The 19,452-nt window shown below is 47.1% G+C and carries 16 protein-coding genes; 5 read left to right on the forward strand and 11 right to left on the reverse strand.

Annotation, left to right across the window (positions count from 1 at the left end; translation table 11 throughout):
* Positions 1–37: 37 nt before the first annotated feature.
* The 7 genes from U9J37_RS06275 to U9J37_RS06305 form a co-directional block, all read right to left on the reverse strand.
* Complete coding sequence (locus U9J37_RS06275; protein ID WP_005473013.1) at positions 38–2,509, reverse strand: bifunctional diguanylate cyclase/phosphodiesterase; 2,472 nt, start codon at positions 2,507–2,509, stop codon at positions 38–40.
* 92 nt (positions 2,510–2,601) lie between these two features.
* Complete coding sequence (menE, locus tag U9J37_RS06280) at positions 2,602–3,969, reverse strand: o-succinylbenzoate--CoA ligase (protein WP_005472995.1); 1,368 nt, start codon at positions 3,967–3,969, stop codon at positions 2,602–2,604.
* The gene (gene menC / locus U9J37_RS06285) at positions 3,969–4,955 is read right to left on the reverse strand and encodes an o-succinylbenzoate synthase (RefSeq protein ID WP_043887076.1); all 987 of its coding nucleotides are present in this window, start codon (positions 4,953–4,955) and stop codon (positions 3,969–3,971) included. The genes menE and menC overlap by 1 nt, the downstream gene beginning before the upstream one ends.
* A 175-nt stretch (positions 4,956–5,130) precedes the next feature.
* Positions 5,131–5,997: a 1,4-dihydroxy-2-naphthoyl-CoA synthase gene (gene menB / locus U9J37_RS06290; protein ID WP_005472984.1), complete on the reverse strand. Its 867-nt coding sequence runs from the start codon at positions 5,995–5,997 to the stop codon at positions 5,131–5,133.
* A 28-nt stretch (positions 5,998–6,025) separates the two neighbouring features.
* Positions 6,026–6,823 carry a 2-succinyl-6-hydroxy-2,4-cyclohexadiene-1-carboxylate synthase gene (gene menH / locus U9J37_RS06295; RefSeq protein ID WP_005472980.1) on the reverse strand — a complete coding sequence of 266 codons (798 nt, stop codon included), beginning with the start codon at positions 6,821–6,823 and terminating at the stop codon, positions 6,026–6,028.
* Positions 6,813–8,543 (reverse strand): 2-succinyl-5-enolpyruvyl-6-hydroxy-3-cyclohexene-1-carboxylic-acid synthase, encoded by a 1,731-nt coding sequence (menD, locus tag U9J37_RS06300; RefSeq protein ID WP_005473032.1) that lies wholly within the window; start codon positions 8,541–8,543, stop codon positions 6,813–6,815. Before menD ends, menH begins: the two co-directional genes overlap by 11 nt.
* Positions 8,544–9,851, reverse strand: a complete 1,308-nt coding sequence (locus U9J37_RS06305; RefSeq protein WP_038134147.1) for an isochorismate synthase — start codon at positions 9,849–9,851, stop codon at positions 8,544–8,546.
* A gap of 219 nt (positions 9,852–10,070) precedes the next feature.
* Between U9J37_RS06305 and U9J37_RS06310 the strand changes: the two genes are divergently transcribed.
* From U9J37_RS06310 to U9J37_RS06320, 3 genes are all read left to right on the forward strand, one after another.
* Positions 10,071–11,285, forward strand: a complete 1,215-nt coding sequence (locus U9J37_RS06310) for a pyridoxal phosphate-dependent aminotransferase (protein WP_038192601.1) — start codon at positions 10,071–10,073, stop codon at positions 11,283–11,285.
* 77 nt (positions 11,286–11,362) lie between these two features.
* Positions 11,363–11,962 carry a 5'-deoxynucleotidase gene (gene yfbR, locus U9J37_RS06315; RefSeq protein ID WP_005472963.1) on the forward strand — a complete coding sequence of 200 codons (600 nt, stop codon included), beginning with the start codon at positions 11,363–11,365 and terminating at the stop codon, positions 11,960–11,962.
* Between the two features lie 102 nt (positions 11,963–12,064).
* Complete coding sequence (locus U9J37_RS06320) at positions 12,065–13,381, forward strand: anti-phage deoxyguanosine triphosphatase (protein WP_005473040.1); 1,317 nt, start codon at positions 12,065–12,067, stop codon at positions 13,379–13,381.
* 2 nt (positions 13,382–13,383) lie between these two features.
* Here U9J37_RS06320 and U9J37_RS06325 read toward each other — a convergent pair whose 3' ends face one another.
* A complete protein-coding gene (locus U9J37_RS06325) occupies positions 13,384–14,754 on the reverse strand; it encodes an HD-GYP domain-containing protein (RefSeq protein ID WP_005473047.1) in 1,371 nt (456 codons plus the stop codon).
* Positions 14,755–14,912: 158 nt separating this feature from the next.
* Complete coding sequence (locus U9J37_RS06330) at positions 14,913–15,521, reverse strand: tRNA-uridine aminocarboxypropyltransferase (RefSeq protein WP_043887074.1); 609 nt, start codon at positions 15,519–15,521, stop codon at positions 14,913–14,915.
* A gap of 3 nt (positions 15,522–15,524) precedes the next feature.
* Here U9J37_RS06330 and rrtA point away from each other — a divergent pair, with 3 nt between their 5' ends.
* Together rrtA and U9J37_RS06340 are read left to right on the forward strand one after the other, a co-directional pair.
* Positions 15,525–16,091 (forward strand): rhombosortase, encoded by a 567-nt coding sequence (gene rrtA / locus U9J37_RS06335; protein WP_322413953.1) that lies wholly within the window; start codon positions 15,525–15,527, stop codon positions 16,089–16,091.
* 95 nt (positions 16,092–16,186) lie between these two features.
* Positions 16,187–17,635, forward strand: coding sequence for a DEAD/DEAH box helicase (locus U9J37_RS06340; RefSeq protein WP_322413954.1), 1,449 nt, complete (start codon positions 16,187–16,189; stop codon positions 17,633–17,635).
* Between the two features lie 112 nt (positions 17,636–17,747).
* On the opposite strand, the gene U9J37_RS06345 is transcribed toward U9J37_RS06340, so the two are convergent.
* On the reverse strand, positions 17,748–18,194 hold the full coding sequence (locus U9J37_RS06345; protein WP_005473059.1) for a PTS sugar transporter subunit IIA: 447 nt from the start codon (positions 18,192–18,194) through the stop codon (positions 17,748–17,750).
* Positions 18,191–19,447 carry a PTS ascorbate transporter subunit IIC gene (locus U9J37_RS06350; RefSeq protein ID WP_038134135.1) on the reverse strand — a complete coding sequence of 419 codons (1,257 nt, stop codon included), beginning with the start codon at positions 19,445–19,447 and terminating at the stop codon, positions 18,191–18,193. Before U9J37_RS06350 ends, U9J37_RS06345 begins: the two co-directional genes overlap by 4 nt.
* Between the last annotated feature and the right edge of the window lie 5 nt (positions 19,448–19,452).

A 19,452-nucleotide genomic window follows, 5' to 3' on the forward strand; every position in this document is an offset into this window, starting at 1 on the left:
AAATTTACTAAGTTGTACCGTCTGGGATCGCGGGGCGTTACAATTGACGCGGCTCTCCGAGATAAAACCCTTGCAAGTAATCGACCCCCATCTCTGTGGCTATTTCACACACTGCTTGATTGTGGATAAACTCCGCCACCGTTTTTGCTTCAAAAACCTGACATAGCCGAATCAACTGAGACGTTATTTTGCGTTGTTTTTTATCATGGTCAATTTGGCGAATTAAGCTGCCATCGAGCTTGATAATGTCGGGTTGCAGTTGAACGATTTCATCCAAGTTGGAGTATCCTGAGCCAAAGTCATCCACTATGATTTTGACGCCTAGTTTTCGAAAGTGGTTACACACATCAATCATTTGCGAGAAATCGCTGATCTGCTCTGACTCTACGATTTCAATGCCCACGCGACTTGGTTGCTTCAACGCGAGAATATGCTGCTCTAAAAGCGCTAACGTATTGTCGTCTAATATATCTTGAGGCGATAGGTTCAAGGTAAAATGATCATGGCGAGATGACATTGCTGCAAAACTGCTTGCTATCATTTGCTGGCTAAATTTGGTGTACAAGCGTGTGCCTTGCACCAAGGGAAGAAAATACCCTGGCGGCAACACTTCATCACCGTGGGTCAGCCTCGCGAGACACTCATAACTCACGATGTCTCGCGTTTTTGCGTCATAGATCGGCTGCCCGTAAGGGACAACATTTTGATGAATGATGGCGTGATTGGCGACCGACAAACGTTCAAGTGATTCTTTTCGTTTATGTTCCTGCTGAACGAGATCACGGGCATCACAAAGGTAACGGTTGTTTTTCGTTGCCCATCGCCGAGCTTCAATCGTTTTGAACAACAATGAATCGGCTGAGCAGGTTAAAAACTCTTTCTTCTCAGCGATCCCCGCAGTCACTGAAATAACAAGGTGGGTGCTATCAAGAAACGACAGGTCGTTAAAATCGAACGACTCGATTTTTTCAATAAATGCTTCGAACTCTTCGCGAATGTCTCTCGCGGCTAACGTCTTGGAAAAAATCGTCGCCCACTCACCAACACCAATCGCGTAGAGTTTGGTCTCTTTGGGTAAGAACTCTGCCATTTGGCTTTTCAAAAATGAGGTCAACAATACTAAAACATTGTCCCCCACCGAATAGCCATACTTCTCGTTGATATCAGTTAAGTTGTTAATTTTGATATTAAAGAGGCAGTCATCCAACTCCATGCCCGCAATGTCTTCCAGTAGCACCGCTCGGTTTGGCAAGCCTGTACGACGGTCAGTACGGTAGCTGGTCATGAGTGCGCGGGCTTGGCTATCGACCTTTTTCTGCATCAATTGGTTATCAATTTCCAAATCGATAAACGAGTTACGTATCATGGAAAACAGTGGAGAAACCGGTGAAGTCAGTTGAAACTCAGGTTGCGGCGCAGCCGAGGTCGCTTCTCCTTCCCTCATTGCAACCAATGTCATGCTGTGATGAAGAATCGATTGAGTACACTCTTCTTTAAACAGCTCCCCCATGCAATAGAAGCCAAAGCTGTCGGCAACCGACTGAAGTGGAAGCAGCTCAGAATTTCCCTCAATAAAGTCCAAGCGCGATGTGCAGTTGTAAATAAAAATATTGTCTGGCTGAAAGTTAACTAAGTGATACGCGCCCTGCTGTACCTGCTGGATAGTAAGCTCCGGATGGTCATAACAAAAGCGGACTTTATCACCGATGTTGAGTGGTTTATCAAATTCAATACTAAGGTCTTCTGCAAGTGACACAGGCGTATAGATATCTTGTGCTTTTTGCTCCCCTTTCATCATCGGGAAGCCATGCAACATCTCAGGGGAAAAGTCATTACCATCAGCAAGATAACGGCGATAGATTTGCCCAATCGGCTCATCATTTAAGGTAAGGACTCGGGATCCCTGCGCTTGGGTGACGATAAATGTTTGCCCGACCGGATTCCACTCATTGTACGATTTTTGCCAAACCTGTAACTGAGGCGCGTTAATAGCAACCGCAACGAGACTAGACTCGTGAAACTCTCCATCTAAAAACGCCCAACGGCCATTGGTTGTTATAACGGTCGCGCCGCCAACAACAGGGACGGTATCATGGGAAAAGGCACTAAACAGAGCCTTGTCGCTTGATGACATCCTGTCACCAAAACATATGATCATTTTGGTGTCCAAGCCGATAGAGAGCCCTTCGTACAGTTGTTCAGACGCTTGGCGGCTACTCGCCACAAAGCTTGCGCTCGCGGTCGTAAAGGTTGCTTGTTCAAACTGAGTGAGCACCAGCAATGAATCGCCTTTATTGATATTCCCTTGCTCTATCGTCGACACGGCGCTGCTGCCAATCACAGTTGCGTTTGGCCAACGCTGCTTAATTGCAGTATAGAAAGTCAACACCTCTTCTTTGGGCTGAGCCGAAAAAAGTTGAATCAAAGGGCGTTGGTAAACGGAGGGGATGCTTTCTAATTTTTGCTCTAACTGCGGGAGAGTGTGAAACGCAAGAGAAGTACTATCCATAGTATCAGTAACTATCCTTTTCAATGGTGGCAGCGTTAACTGTCTATTTACATAGTAAAACAAACAACATATCGATTATGCAACCTATCGCTTTATTTAATGAGCGCTTGGTACTCTTTAAACCAATCTTTGACGGCTTTTCGAGATAGCTTTATCCCATTACCTAAGAGTGACTCTGGCAGAAGGTGGTAGGCAATTGGCCATTTAAACTTGGTTAGCCTCGGTTTAAGGTAAGTTTCAATCTGATTCAAGTCGGGTAGTCGCTTGGCATCCAAAATCGCGACAGGTCTGAAACCGAATTCTTCATCAGCGACTGGGATTACGATGGCTTGCTTAACACCTGCGAACGCATTCAGTACCGCTTCAATTTCCTCACAGTGAATGTTCTCGCCCCCGGAAATAAATAGGTTGTCCGCTCGACCAATGATCTTAAGCTCGTCACCGGCCCAAGTTCCAAGGTCCTTCGTGTCAAACCAACCCTGCTCCGCAATGGGTGTCACTGCACCTTGGCGGTAATACCCCAAGGCGAGAGTGTCACCACCAACGTATATCCGACCATCCTCTAGCTTAACCTTGCGGTTTGGCAATACAGAGCCGGCGCTGTAATGCTCGTCAATTTGCTTCGCGGTCACCGTCGAGGCCGCCTCCGTCATCCCGTATCCGAGCCAAGTATCGATACCGCGTTTAGCCGCTTGCGAACTCAACGCGAGTGGGACATGGCTACCACCGAGTAAAACATGAGTTAACGTGAGCTCAACGTTGCTTTCGAGCAAGCGCTTTAACTGAGTAGCGACCAAAGAGGCATGGGTGACAGTTAAAATGTCGGAGTGCAAATCTCCACTGCCCACCTTTAAAGTCGCCCCGCTTTGCAGCCAGCGATAGATAATCGCCAAGCCCGAAACATGATAAAGCGGCAAACTAAGCAGCCATGTGTCACCTTGCTGAAAACGAAAACGCGCTAGAAGCCCTTGGGCGGAAGCGAGATGTTGACGCGAAGTATGAGCCACCGCTTTTGGAATGCCTGTGGTTCCTGATGTAAACACGATAGTTGCGATAGCATCTGAACGGTAGGCGCGACTTGTTTGCTCCGCAGACGAAGGGGCGTACTCTAACGTTCGCTCTGCACTCACTTCCGGACTCCAAATCCAGCGCTGCTGGTGTGATGCGTAAAGCGTACTAAGCTTGGTTTCGAGTTCACTCTCTGTTTGGGGCATAGTGAATGCGCATACCGCCCCGATTTCTAAGGTCGCGAGAAGTAAAATGACCGACTCAGGACTATTTTTCCCAACGCAGGTCACCACGTCTCCCGATTGAACGCCTTGCTGGCTAAGACTGGCTGCCATCATCAGGGCTTCGCGCTCTAACTCTGCCCAAGTGTAGCGTTTCTTCGGCGTGTCGAGCGCCAACAAAGATGGGCTCGATTGAGCCCATTGATTGAGTGGAGAAAGGACTGGTTGCATCAAGATTGCCAAATCAAACTTTGGTCCGCTAGGCTAACCAGTGGCAAGTCGCAACCCGGCCAAGCAACTTCAAGCTGCTGAGCAAACAAACCGACCGTATCCAATCCTGGAACTTCATCTGGCAATTGCCACTGAGCCAAACGCGCTAATTGAGTCAAACCTAAGCTTGATTCAATGCTTGAGCTTATCACCGCTTTAATGCCGAGCGCTTTTGCACGCTCAATCAGCTCGATACAACGCTGTACCGATCCAATGAGAGTTGGCTTGATGATGATCGCCTTCGCGCCATTGAAGTCCTCCAGCTTAAAGTCATCTTTTCGAATTGCATGCTGCAAGGTTTCATCCCAAGCAATGGCAATGCCGGTATTGATGGCAAAGGAAAAGCTATCACCAGGCGCCTGACACGGCTCCTCAATAAATGCGATACGACCACGAAGTGAAGGGGCAACTTTTTTTGCAAATTGCTGTGCTTTTTCCGCCGTCCAAGCTCGGTTTGCATCCAAACGTAACGTTAGGTCTGGAATCGACTCCAAGAATAAGCTGACAAGCATGCCATCACGAATGGGCTCATACAGACCCACTTTGATCTTAGCGACTTTATCACCAGTCATCGCATTCAGTTTAGGTAACAGTTCATCGGGGTCGCCTGAACAGAGTGGTGCCGCTTGATAGCACCCCGACTGTGGTAGTTGATTTTCAAGCTCCAGTTGAGCCATTGATAGCCCAAAGGCGACCGACGGATAGAGCCCATCAAGTTCAAAGGTGCGACCTTCTCGCCATAACGCCAATTGCTCAACCAACTGCGAGTAAGCATCATCCATTGATTCGAGACTAAAACCAGGTAGTGGAGCAATCTCACCGCGACCTGTTTCACCATCAAGCTCTAGCTCAACCACAAAACCTTCGCGTTGTTTCAACCGTTCCTCACGCAGTATCACCCCACTGTCCATCGGCAATTCATAGCGATACAGTTTGGCTGATCTCATAGCAATATCCCTTTCTTTGTTGATATAAATGTAGCTTGTATTGGATATTTCACCCATTTGTACTTTGATATCTAAGCTGTAGCCTCAAGAACAAGGAGAGGACGCGGAATATAGAAGCCTATATGAGCATCCTCGACACAGTTATTGAGGCTAAAGCGACGATATCGACAACAAATTAAGGGTTGCGTGGGAATTTATTAAAGTCCGGACGACGCTTCTCATTGAACGCGTTACGACCTTCCTGACCTTCTTCTGTCATGTAGAACATCATTGTCGCGTTACCTGCTAGCTCCTGAAGCCCCGCTTGACCGTCACAGTCGGCGTTCAGAGCCGCTTTCAGGCAACGAAGAGCCATAGGGCTATGTTGTAGCGTTTCACGACACCAGCGCACGGTCTCTTTCTCTAAATCTTCCAGTGGAACAACGGTGTTTACAAGCCCCATATCCAAGGCTTCTTGAGCATCATAGAATCGGCATAGGAACCAGATTTCACGCGCTTTCTTTTGGCCAACAATACGCGCCATGTAAGATGCACCCCAACCGCCATCAAACGAGCCAACTTTCGGCCCTGTTTGACCAAATTGAGCGTTTTCTGCGGCAATAGTAAGATCACACATCATGTGCAGAACATGGCCACCACCGACCGCCCAGCCAGCAACTGACGCGATCACAGGTTTTGGACAAGTACGAATCTGGCGTTGGAAATCAAGAACATTTAAGTGGTGAGTACCAGAGTCATCTTGGTAACCGCCGTAATCGCCACGGATCTTTTGATCGCCGCCTGAACAGAACGCTTTCTCACCAAGACCCGTAAGAATAATCACACCTACGCCTTCGTCGTAGCGTGCATCTGCCAGTGCATTAATCATCTCTTTGACTGTTTGAGGACGGAACGCATTACGAACTTGAGGGCGAGCGATGGTAATCTTTGCAATGCCATCTTCAGACTTGTGGTATTGAATATCTTCATATTCACCGGTGCAGTCATTCCAGTTTACTGGTGCGTATAGTTCTTCTTCTGAGATACCGACTGTTTTTGCCATGGTGATTCCTGTTTCTTCTCTAATTGATTCAATGCGATGAATTTAAGTATGCATTGACTTGAGTTTTCACAATTGCTGCAAACGCGTCAGGCTGTTCAACATGAACGTTGTGCCCAGCATCAACAACTTGGCTGAAAGACAGACCGCTTTGTTCGGCCAACTGACTAAACTTCTTGTCTTTCTCGCCACAAATATAGTGTGTTGTTGTACTCGACGACTTTAGCGCGTCGAGCAAATAATCTTGTTTAGCTAATGACGTCGCCATCAACATATGCGCCACTTGCGGGCCTAGGTTAGCACTGCGTTTAGCAATCAGTTTTTGTCTTTGCTCATGATTTAGTGAACTAAACACGGGTTGCTGATACCAATCGCTTAACACCTGCTCAATAGGCTCTGATTCGAATCGTTTTGCCCAGCGTGAATCATGGTTAAGTCGAGCAATTTTGTCTGCCTCATGCTGCAAACCGAAATTGCCCCCTTCAACGATAAGCTGCTGAATATTCAGGTTCGCGAAGTGATTATGGACCACCCCATTCATCGCAATACGGGCACCAAGGGAATATCCAATCAGTACTATAGGGCGATGTGGCGCAATTTGAGTGAGCAGCGTGTCAGATATTTGATCACAGCACTCTTTGAAATCGTGACAAGTTGAAAATGCGCTTAATCCATGACTAGGAAGATCAATCGAGAGTGCCGGATAGTCCATCAAATGAGCGAGAGTCTGCTGCCAATCTTCACCCGAACCGAGTAAACCATGCAGAAACACCAACACTGGCTGTTGGTGTTTCTCGGTAAATGAATGATTTGCGTGACTATAAAGCATGGACTTGCTGGATAAATTCCTTAAGTTGAGAAGAGGCCTGTTCCGGCGGCGTTTGCACTTCCACCACTAAGGCGCCTTGACCTTGTTCCAAATGTGAACCTACTACCTGCAGATAGTCTGGCAAGGTTTCTGGTTTGACATACTCTAACTGGAACTGCTTCGCGGCATACTCAAAATTATAGCCATGCGGCATTTGATAGAGCGCCTGTTTTTGCTGCTCTGGCACCGGCAGTAAATCAAAAATCGCCCCACCGTCATTATTGGTCACGACCACAACGACAGGTGTCGCACTATGGGTAAGCAGCGCCAGCGAATTCACATCGTAAAGCAGCGATGTATCACCGATAAACACCACGGTTGGCTTGCCTGTGGCACGAATCACACCACTGGCCGTTGCAATTAAACCATCAATGCCCGAAGCGCCACGATTGGCATACACTTCACGCTCATCTAAGCGACTGAACATGTCCACCAGACGGACAAAAAGACTGTTACCCACAAACAACTGCGACTGCTTAGGTAATTGATTTAACGTCAGTGCCAAGCCGATTTCAGACAGCGATATATCGGTACTTAAATGCACACCCGCTAACGATGAGATTTGTTGGGCATAACTTTTAGCATCATGCGCCCACCCTTGTTTGGTCGAGGCAGTAGGCAATAACCTTTCATCGAAAGACTCTAGCCACTCTGCCACTTCGCATACATGATGCTGCTGCATCAAATGGGTTTGATTATTTCGATCAAGCCTAGGAGATACGAAATGGTAATCCGCTCCCCGACTTTCCACTTGTTGAGTCAACCAATGATTGAGTCGCTTAGAAATGATGCGCGAGCCGAACTGCAACACCAACTCACATTCATTGAGTGCGTGCGAGGCAGAACGGTTTTGCAGCCACAAGTCATAGTGAGACCAGTCTGACCCCACACCCGATTGAGGATCGCACAAAAGTGGCCAGCCAAGTTTGTCCGCGAGCTGAGCGACTTTTTGCGCTTGTTGCAATGTCACACTGCCAAGAACAACGACGCCTTTTTTCTCAATAAAATGACCGACATCGACATGGGGCTTTGGTGAGGTAAGATACTTGGCACTGAACACACGGCCACTTTGCCACCAGTCTCCAAGCTGATCCATGTAGTCTTGATAGAGCGTCACGGACTCATCGCTATAAAGTGGCTCTGGAAATGGGCAGTTGATGTGAATCGCGCTGCCTTGGTTAGCCTGCTCTGCCATCACTTGATCGACACTCGTCAACAGCCATTTTAGCGGCACTTGCAGCGAAGGACTTGGCAGCTCAAGCGATGCCGACACATGGTTTGAAAAAATGCCCGATTGCTGAATCGCTTGGTTCGCACCGCAAGAAACCAACTCGATGGGTCTATCGGCAGTGAGTACAACGAGTTTCTCGCTCGTTAATTTTGCTTCAGCAATGGCGGGGAGTAAGTTCGCCACCGCTGTACCCGACGTCACCACAATCGCGACCGGCTTTTGGCTTGCTTTGGCGAGACCTAAAGCTAAAAAACCCAATCCCCGCTCGTCAAAATGCGTATGGAGGGATAATTGGGAGTGTTGATCCGCTTCAAGAGTCAGTGGTGTCGAACGAGAACCAGGCGCAATACAAATATCGCTAACGCCAAAGCGGGTTAACTCTTCAAGCAAGGTTCTACACCAAATTCGGTTGACCACAGCTTGATTAACACAAGGTAGTGCATGACTCATTTAAGACGCGACTCCCAATGGCGGGTTATCTGATATGAGTGAGAGTAACGTCGACATCTTCTTATCGAGCTCTTGCCATTCATACTCAGCAACTGAGCCCGGAACAATCCCTGCACCAGCAAATAATTGAACTTGATCATTAAGGACTAAAGCGCTGCGGATTGCGACGCAAAACTCGGCGCGTTGGTGGCTAATAAATCCCATAGATCCGGCGTACCAACCTCGAGCGAACGGTTCGTTTTCACGAATAAACGCCATCGACTCTTTTCTTGGTAGGCCTGCCACGGCAGCAGTCGGTTGCAGCGCACTGAGCAACTGAACGCCATTGACCCCTTTGTGGAGGTGAGCATGAATACTACGCTTTAAATGCTGCACTTTACGCAGACGCACCAAACGAGCCTCTTGCTCAACTTCGACGCGTTCTGAATGAGGCGATAGACGCTCTATGATGTCATCCACCACATACTGATTCTCATTGAGATTCTTGCTGTCATTAGCTAACCAGTTTGCTAGCTCCATATCCTGACTGGCATTGAGGCCACGTCCTATCGTGCCAGCGAGTGCCTCGGTGTAAAGCTCTTGCCCTTGGCGCAAATAAAGACGCTCAGGTGTTGAGCCAATAAAAGAGTGCTTTCGGTCTAAAGAGAGCATGAAGTGGAAGCTGTGATGATTGTGCAAGTAGCTTGATTTTAGAAATTGCGAGGCGCACAGCGGTGCACTTAATGTAACGGCGGTTTTTCGCGCCAATACCACTTTTTTGAAATCGTTATTTTCTATACCAGTCAGCACTTTTTCCACCAACTGAGACCACTCTGCTTTCTCTGGCGTATGCTGGATATGCTCAATATGAGCAGAGACTGGAAGCAGCGGCGTAACTTCATGCTGCAACTTATACAAACTCGCCAAAGTACGATGCTTATCCGCACTCAAATTGGCCGCCAAAGACCAAGTTTCGTCAAAGCGAATTAACTCAATTTGCGGTAAGAAGAAAAAAGAAGACATGCAGCGACGGTTTTTGTCCGTCTGGCCATCGAACGATCGCCCTCCCCATATGCGCTGATCATCAGCCAAAATCGCGTAAGCAGGCGCCGGCTCCACAAACGTATGCAGTTGCCCTAATGCGACCACTTCTTCGCGAGTATCACGAGATTGCCAGTAAAACTTGGGAAAAAGCGGTTGCGCTTCTAGCCAATCAATAAATGCAAAGTCAGGTTTTTCCTCAAGAACTTGAACCAGACGGGTAACACCGTCCTTTGCATCCTTTACGCGTTCAATCAGTTCAGTGACGGCTTGATGAAAATAGGACAAATCAGCCTCGTATGCATGGGGAATAATATTTATTTTAGGTGATTACTGTATTTATAGACCCTACTCAAATCAAGGTTGCAACTAATGTTTTGCAAAATCCTGTGATAACGGACGTGCTACAAGGGGTGAAATCTAGGCACTCAGCCAGATTTTTATTCTAAAAAAAATGTTTTTGATGTAGTTTAATAAAGAAATTCAATTATTTTTAGGTTTTAATCAATGCAAAATATCGGGATGTCCTCAAAACTCGACAATGTCTGCTATGACATTAGGGGTCCTGTACTAAAACATGCTAAGCGCATGGAGGAAGAGGGGCATAAAATACTGAAGCTAAACATTGGCAACCCCGCCCCATTTGGCTTTGACGCCCCTGACGAAATCCTGGTTGATGTGATTCGTAACCTGCCGACGTCTCAAGGTTATTGTGATTCGAAAGGCATCTACTCGGCGCGAAAAGCCGTGGTGCAACATTATCAACGCAAAGGCATCCGTTCTCTTGATGTTGAAGATGTTTATGTGGGTAATGGTGTGTCAGAGCTTATCGTGATGGCCATGCAAGCTCTGCTCAATAACGGTGACGAAATGCTCGTCCCTGCGCCGGACTACCCTCTTTGGACAGCTTCTGTGGCACTGTCGGGTGGTAAAGCGGTTCACTACATGTGTGACGAAGAAGCAGACTGGTACCCAGACCTTGACGATATCAAAAGCAAGATAACGCCTAAGACGCGTGGTATCGTGCTTATTAACCCAAACAACCCAACGGGTGCGGTTTATAGCCGAGATTTCTTGCTAGAAGTGATCGAAATTGCTCGCCAGCACAAGCTGATCATTTTTGCCGACGAGATTTACGATAAAGTCCTATACGATGGCGCCACACACACCTCGGTAGCGACATTGACGGAAGATGTTCTTGTCGTCACCTTTAATGGCCTTTCGAAGGCGTACCGCGTTTGTGGTTTCCGTGGCGGTTGGATGTTCTTGACTGGACCAAAGCATCAAGCGCAAGGCTATATTAATGGTTTGGATATGCTCTCTTCTATGCGCTTGTGTGCCAACGTTCCTATGCAGCACGCAATCCAAACCGCGTTGGGTGGTTATCAAAGCATCAATGAACTGATCCTACCTGGCGGTCGATTGCTCGAGCAACGTGACAAAGCGTGGGAGTTGGTCAATCAAATTCCGGGTGTCTCTTGTGTTAAGCCCAAAGGCGCGATGTACCTATTCCCGAAAATCGACACTAAGATGTACAACATCAAAGACGACCAAAAAATGGTGCTCGACTTCCTGGTTCAAGAGAAAGTGCTCTTGGTTCAAGGTACTGGCTTCAACTGGCCTAAACCTGACCACTTCCGCATCGTCACCCTACCGCATGTAGAAGACTTAGAAATGGCTATTGGCCGATTCGAACGCTTCTTGTCGACCTACAGTCAGTAGTAATCAGGTATTATTTTTCATATGCTTAAAGGGTACTCAATGAGTACCCTTTTGTTTTTGCGCCAAGGAGTCTTTACATGCCCAATACCAACCCAAAGGAAAGCCACTTTTTCGCCCACCTTGCCCGCATGAAACTCATTCAACGTTGGCCACTCATGCGCTCAGTCTCAACAGAAAACATCTCGGAGCACAGCCTGCAAGTCGCGTTTGTCGCTCACGCTTTAGCGCTCATCAAAAACAAAAAGTTTGGCGGAAGTCTTAACCCTGAACGCATCGCCATTCTCGGTATGTATCACGACACCAGTGAAGTGTTAACGGGGGATTTACCCACACCGGTGAAGTACTACAACCCTGACATTGCCAAAGAGTACAAAAAAATCGAGGCTGCAGCAGAGAAGAAACTTCTATCCATGTTGCCAGAGGAGTTCCAAGAGGACTTTGCGCCTTATCTTGTCTCTCAGCAAGCACACCCTGAAGATGCCGCCATTGTTAAGCAGGCTGATACCATTTGCGCCTACCTCAAATGTTTAGAGGAGTTAAGCGCTGGCAACCATGAATACGCGTTAGCGAAAAAACGCTTGGATATTACGCTTAAAGAGCGCCATACCCCCGAAATGGATTATTTCCTCAATACGTTTGCGCCCAGTTTTGAACTGTCACTCGACGAAATTAGCTGATCGAACGTATTTGACCGCTTAGCAGGCAAACCTTCTGTTTCAGGCCGCTTGAAGTCACAAACTTAAGCGTGTACGGTAAGAAAAAACTCAGGGAGACTGCCTATGACGTTTAAAATCAGCGATTTATGGCATGAACGTCATGACGACGAGCACAAAATTCGTCGTGATGATCACCGTAGCCCATTTCAACGAGATCGTGCCCGCATCTTGCACTCGGCAGCGTTTCGTCGCTTGCAGGCCAAAACGCAAGTCCACGGTAATAGCTTTGATGATTTCCATCGCACGCGCTTAACTCATTCGCTTGAGGCCGCTCAACTCGGCACTGGCATTGTCGCGCAACTGAAAAAGAAACAACCTGAGTTTCGTGATTTACTGCCCAGTGATAGCTTGATTGATTCGCTTTGCCTCGCACACGATATCGGCCACCCGCCTTATGGTCATGGTGGGGAAGTTGCACTCAATTATATGATGCGTGACCACGGCGGCTTCGAAGGCAATGCGCAAACATTTCGCATTGTCACCAAGCTCGAACCCTACACCGAACATTTTGGGATGAACCTCTCTCGCCGAACCTTACTTGGATTGATTAAATACCCTGCCATGATCAGTCAAACCCGAGCCGCGATTCTGCCGCAGAGTGTTTCTCATCAACGTCAGTTAAGAGCCAGAGACTGGACACCAGCAAAAGGCTTATACGACTGTGACCAAGATCTGTTCGATTGGCTTCTCTCCCCGTTGAGTGGCAAGGATAAAGCCCTGTTCAGCGCCATGCGCGACGAAACATTAACAGAAACGCAGCACAAGAAAACGCGCTATAAATCGCTCGATTGTTCCATTATGGAATTGGCCGATGATATTGCTTACGGAGTTCACGACCTCGAAGACGCAATCGTATTGGGCATGGTCAATCGCCATCAATGGATTGAAGGAGCAGCCAGTCAATTGGCAGACTGCGGTGATCCTTGGTTTGAAAAGTACATCATGTCCATCACAGATATGCTGTTTGCAGGTACTCACTTTCAGCGTAAAGACGCGATAGGCGGAATGGTAAACGCTTTACTAACCAGCATTTCGGTCAAGCCAGTGGATGCGCCGTTTGAGTGTGAATTGCTGTCATTCAACGCCTTTCTTGAACCGACCATGGCAACGGCGCTCGACATTTTAAAACACTTTGTCAGCGACTATGTGATTCAGGTGCCACACGTTCAAGTTGTCGAGTACAAAGGTCAGCAGATCATCATGGATATTTTTGAAGCGCTCAGCGCCGATCCAGAACGCCTGCTTCCAACTCAAGTTCGTCATCAGTGGGCGCAAAAGTCGACCGAAACCGAAGGCTACCGTGTCATCGCAGATTACATCTCTTCGATGACAGACGGACACGCTCAGCGTTTACATCAGCAGCTCTTTTCTTCTCATTAACGTTACGGCTGCTCAGCAAAGTAGTGACTGGGCAGCTTTTTAATCGCCTTTTTGAGCGCGTTAAAACAACGCTCATCAATCGCCGTATGTAAGTTTTCTTCCATTATCTCGAGTGTTTTAGGTACTGAAATAGCACCACGATAAGGTCTTTCCGCGGTAATCGCATCGAAAATATCTGCTGTAGTTATAATTCGAGTTGCTAGAGGAATCTCGTCAGCGGTTAACTGCTTCGGATACCCTGTACCATCAAGTTTTTCATGGTGGGCCCCGGCTATCCAAGCCATCTCTTTGAACGGTTTTAAATGACTAAGAATCGACTCGGTTAAAGTAGCATGAGACTTCACCGCTTCCCATTCATCGTCATCCAACTTACCTGGCTTGTCTAAAATAGTGTTACTCACCCCTAGTTTACCTAAGTCATGAAGTAGCGCAGCGCGCTTTAACCATTGTCTTTCGTCACTCTCGATGCCCAGCTCCTCAGCGATAAGCTCGGTATACACGGCAACGCGTTCACTATGCCCTGCCGTATAGGGACTCTTTGAATCGACAATTTTACCAAATGCACTCACGATGCAGTTTAAGTACTCTTCGTCGACCATAACTTGAGCTTTGGCAGGAGCTAGCGTCATCACACGTTCGGACACATCAAAGGCATTGAGTCCTTCAATAAATTCGGTCTGTTGGGCGATTGTACAAAAGATGTCGACCAATGCAGGATCAAACCAGCTGCCACTTCGCGCTCTCACTTCCGCAATAGCCGTCGTGAGGTCATGTTCAAACTGGAAGACATCCACCACTTGTGCCAATAAAGCAATACGAGAAAATAGCGGTATCTCTTGGTGTTTGAGTTGCTCTGGCCTGCCTGTTCCATCCCAGTGCTCGTCCAAGCTATGTACACCATCAGCAACCGCGTCACGAAACCTGAGTTCACGAGCGACTTCTGCTCCTCTGGTACAGCGCGTTTCAATCAACTCTTGAGCGTAATCGGCGCCATTTTTCAGGATATCGATGGTGGTTGAAATACGAGTTACCCAACTTTGCCCTATACCTGTGTTCTTCACCACAAAATTAATCGCACTGGATAAACTGGTCCCGACCGTTTTGTAATTGCGTTTGAAAGCGCGGTCGTCGGTCATGTAGAGCTCACAAATTCGCGCGGCATTACTACTACAACCTGCATCTTTGAGTAACAGCGTAAAGAACAAATCATACATTTGCTGGTCGGTAAGCCGCATTCGTTCACCAATATGCATTCCAATCCAGCAACAGCGAATACAGTGCTCCGGCGGTTGTCCTTCGGTCATGTCAAGCGCTGTGGTCAACGAGAGCATTAACTCCGACAATGGGATCATTTGGTTGAGGTGAGTCTGCATTCAGCTTCCTTGATGCGCAGGGCAATTATTCTTTCGCCCATTTTGATGAGTAACGTACACTCTATGCTAGTCAATTAGTACCACATCAACAAGTTAGCCACTCTCTCCTAGATAAGAATATGTATATCAAGCCAGCGGTGCCATCAAATAAATGAAGGCTAAGAAAGGTAGTTTTTTTCAAACACGCCGGGCGGCATCTGCTTGATCTGAAACTCTATCATTTGATTAAAAGCGCTAATCAGTGGCGAGAAGTCTGCTTCCGGCTCAAGCAATTGCAGAATATGATAGCCTGCTTCAACCGTTGATAGGCTATTGTCGCTCGGCGCTTTACGGATTCGGTAGTTGCCTTGCAAATTCTCGGGTAGCCGAATTAAAGGAAGTGTCTGTAAGTTGCTCGACAACTGCCACATCTTATAGGCTTTTTTCCATGTCCCATCGAGTAAGATAATGCGCACTTTTTGCTCTTGCGCCACTTTGCTTGCCACTTGCTGATGATTGTGCGCCCCTTCACCGGGATAGAGGACAAAATGGTGAACCCCTTCTTCTGCAAGTAATTGATTGAGCTCCGAGTGCTCGGAAAAGTTTTCATCAACGAAGCAATAGCTATTGGCAAGAGACAAACTTAATATCCGCGCGGTACCCATAGGCCTGTTCGTTTCACTTGGATGCTGTAGAATGACCAACTCTACCTTCGAGGGTAGGCTTTGTATCCACTCGCAAATACACGCTTTGAGTGATTTTCCACATTGAGAACAGTATCGAGACATAGAGTGCGTTTTTATTTTCCGTTAATGGCTGTCAGTTTAGTTTGTTTAGGGCTGCAGTTTGAACCTCTTGCTTCACTCACTGAGTGGCATCGCCAATGGATTTCTGAGGGTCAATGGTGGCGAATCCTATCAGGAAACTTCACCCATACCAACTTTGCACACCTAGTCATGAATCTAGCAGGCCTCTGGGTCATCCACTTTATTTTTAAGCCTGAGCACCGCAGCTTTATTTTTGCTCTATTCTTCATAAGCCTAGCGGTTGGTTTGCTCAATTTATTTAGCGATATGACCAGCTATGTCGGCCTCTCAGGCGTGCTGCACGGTTTATTCGCTTATTTTGCTTTGCAAGAGGCACTCAATGGTCGAAAAAGCAGTTGGCTGCTGGTACTCGGTGTTCTTGCCAAGGTGACGTGGGAGATGACGATGGGCGCATCCCAGTCCACGTCTGAACTGATTCAAGCACGCGTCGCCGTGGAAGCCCATATGTATGGTGCACTTAGTGGATTGATACTCGGCTTTTTCGCAACCAAACCGCCTTTGCTTGGCCACTTATCAAACAATGAACGATAATTTGTGTTGATGTTATTACCTAAAGGGCTCAGAATGGCGCCCTTTTTCTCGCCCGCTAATTCGAGCCGCGAGTCACTTCATACAGAGAACAATATATGGGTTTTACCTCTTTAGGCCTTTCTGCCCCAATCCTTAAAGCCATTGAAGATCAGGGATACGACAAACCGTCCCCAATTCAAGAGCAAGCCATTCCTGCCGTATTACAAGGCAAAGACGTAATGGCGGCAGCGCAGACAGGTACAGGTAAAACTGCTGGCTTCACTCTGCCAATCTTAGAGCGTCTAGACAACGGCACTCGTGTTAAGGGCAACCACGTTCGTGCTCTAATCCTAACACCTACACGTGAACTTGCCGCGCAAGTACAAGAAAACGTATTTAAGTACAGCCGCTACCAGCGCTTGACCTCTAACGTGGTTTTTGGCGGCGTGAAGATCAACCCGCAGATGATGAAACTTCGCAAAGGTACGGATGTGCTGGTCGCAACGCCTGGTCGCCTACTCGACCTGTACCAACAAAAAGCGATTAAGTTTGATCAACTCGAAGTACTTGTTCTAGATGAAGCCGATCGCATGCTAGATATGGGCTTCATTCGTGACATTCGTAAGATTCTGGCTTTGCTGCCTGCTAAGCGTCAAAACCTGCTTTTTTCGGCAACCTTCTCTGCTGAGATTCGCGAGCTCGCCAAAGGCTTGGTTAATGACCCAATCGAAGTTTCAGTAAGCAAAGAGAACTCCACTGCGGTTACCATCGAACAAAGCATCTACCCAGCAGACAAACGCAAAAAAGCGCCAATGTTGGTGAAGATGATCAAAGACGGTGATTGGAAGCAAACCCTAGTGTTCTGTCGAACCAAGCATGGCGCTAACCGCTTAGCCTTTTTCCTCAACAAAGAAGGCATTACCGCGGCGCCAATTCACGGTAACAAGAGCCAAGGCGCTCGTACTCGCGCTCTAGCAGATTTTAAATCGGGTGAAGTTAAAGTTCTGGTTGCAACAGATATTGCTGCACGTGGTATCGACATCCCTCAGCTGCCGCAAGTAGTTAACTTTGAGCTGCCAAACGTATCGGAAGACTACGTGCACCGCATCGGTCGTACTGGTCGTGCGGGCGAAGTGGGTAAAGCGTACTCCTTAGTAGAAGCCGCAGAAGCCAGCGAGCTGTTTGGCATCGAGCGTTTGATTCAGCAAGTTCTTCCTCGCCTTGAGTTAGAGGGCTTTAAACCGACAAACGAACTGCCTGAATCAAAATTGGATACGCGACCAATTAAAGCGAAGAAGCCTAAAAAACCGAAAAAGCCAAAAGTGGATCATCAGGACGGTCAACGCTCAGGTGACAATGCTCGTGGCAATAAACCTGCTGGTAAAAACAAGCGTCACTTTGGTCATAACAAGCCAAACGGAGAAAACCGTGGTAACAGTGGTCAATCAAAACGTAAACCATCAAACACCAAGCCAAAGAGCAACAACGCTGGCAATAGCGGAAACAGTCAGCAACGCCGTAAACCAGCCAATCGCAAACCAAGCGGTCAAGCGAAAGCGCAATAAGATTTGAATTAGAACGCTCCTCACTCAGGAGCGTTTTTTATTCGCCTCATAATGAAAAAGCCCTCGTGACTAGCGAGGGCTTGATACTTTTCAGTAAGGGGGAACTATTTCGTTAGTACTTATTTAGAATCTCAGCAATAGCCGATTCGTTTTCTGCACTAATGATCGCGTCAATGTCATCATCGTTTTGAAACAGCTCAGACAATGCAACAATCGTTTGAATATGACTGTCTGAATCTAGCGCTGCCAAAGTAACTGAGAAAAACACATCACCGTTATCTTCTGACTCTAAATCCACACCATTCTTAAACACTGTGATTTGTAGAGCCGCTTCATTGACACCATCTTCCGGGCGAGCATGAGGCATTGCGATTTTCGGCGCCAGTACATAGTATGCACCGATTTCTTTGTGTTTCTGTTTAATCGCCTCTAGGTAAGTAGCATCTACCTTGCCCTGCTCAAGCAACTTAGAACAAGTGATATCAAGTGCGCTTTCTACCGTTAAGTTTTGCTCGTTTGAGATAACAATGTTATCGCCAATCAGATTCATAATGCTCATGATACTAACCACCCTAGAATCAGACCAACCACACCGAAGTCAAAGTCAGCGAATGTTGTTGCTTCAAGACCTAGACCACCAAGAACCGGAAGAAGAAGCATTGGTAGGAACGAGATACACAGACCTTGTGTGAACGAACCTAGAATTGCACCGCGTAGACCACCTGTTGCGTTACCATAAACGCCTGCCGCACCGCCCACGAAGAAGTGAGGCACAACACCCGCAACGATAATCGTCCAGTCAAACATGCCTTGGATACCCATCGCGACAAGACCTGCGGCAAACGATGATAGGAAACCGATGAGTACCGCATTTGGTGCAACTGGGAATACCATTGGACAGTCTAGTGCTGGTTTTGCACCTGGTACGAGCTTGTCAGAGATACCTTTAAACGCTGGAACAATTTCTGCAATTAGCATCTTCACACCTTGCAGTACGATGTAGACACCACCTGCGAATGTTAAAGATTGCATAAAGGTGAACACTACCCAGTTTTGACCACCTGATACGGTTTCAACAAACTCACCACCAGCGATGATAGAAGCAAACATGAAGAAGATTGCCATGGTTGTCGCGACCGCTACTGGTGTATCACGTAGGAACATTAAGCTCTTAGGTACATTAATGTCTTCTGTTGTTTTCGACGTATCACCAAACTTGCTACCAATGTAACCAGATACCAGGTAAGAAAACGTAGAGAAGTGACCCATCGCAAGCTGGTCAGTGCCCATGACTTTCTCAGTGTATTTCTGAGCAAGTGCTGGCATGATCACCATCAGTGAGCCTACTATCACAGAGCCCATAGCCACTAATACAGTGCCTTTAATACCCGCTGTAGATAGGATTACAGCAACAAGCATAGACATGAACATAGTGTGGTGGCCCGTTAAGAAAATATATTTTAACGGAGTAAAACGAGCCAATAGAATATTTACTACGAAAGCAAAGAACATAATTAATGCCATTTCGTAGCCAAACGCTTCTTGAGCTAATGCTACGATTGCTTCGTTATTTGGAATAACACCACTTACACCAAATGCTTCGGTAAATACCGTCGAAAAATGATTTAGCGCACCAACAAGTGCACCCGCACCAAAACCTAAAATTAGGAAACCCATGACGGTTTTAATAGTGCCTTTTAAAACGGTTGATATATCTGACTTTTGTGCAATCAACCCCACAAAAGCAATTAAACCAACCATGATTGCTGGCTCTTTTAATAAGCCAAGCATGAATTCAAAGAAATTAGCCATAGTTT

Source organism: Vibrio sp. 16 (assembly GCF_963681195.1).
In the GTDB taxonomy this organism is placed as follows: domain Bacteria; phylum Pseudomonadota; class Gammaproteobacteria; order Enterobacterales; family Vibrionaceae; genus Vibrio; species Vibrio sinaloensis_D.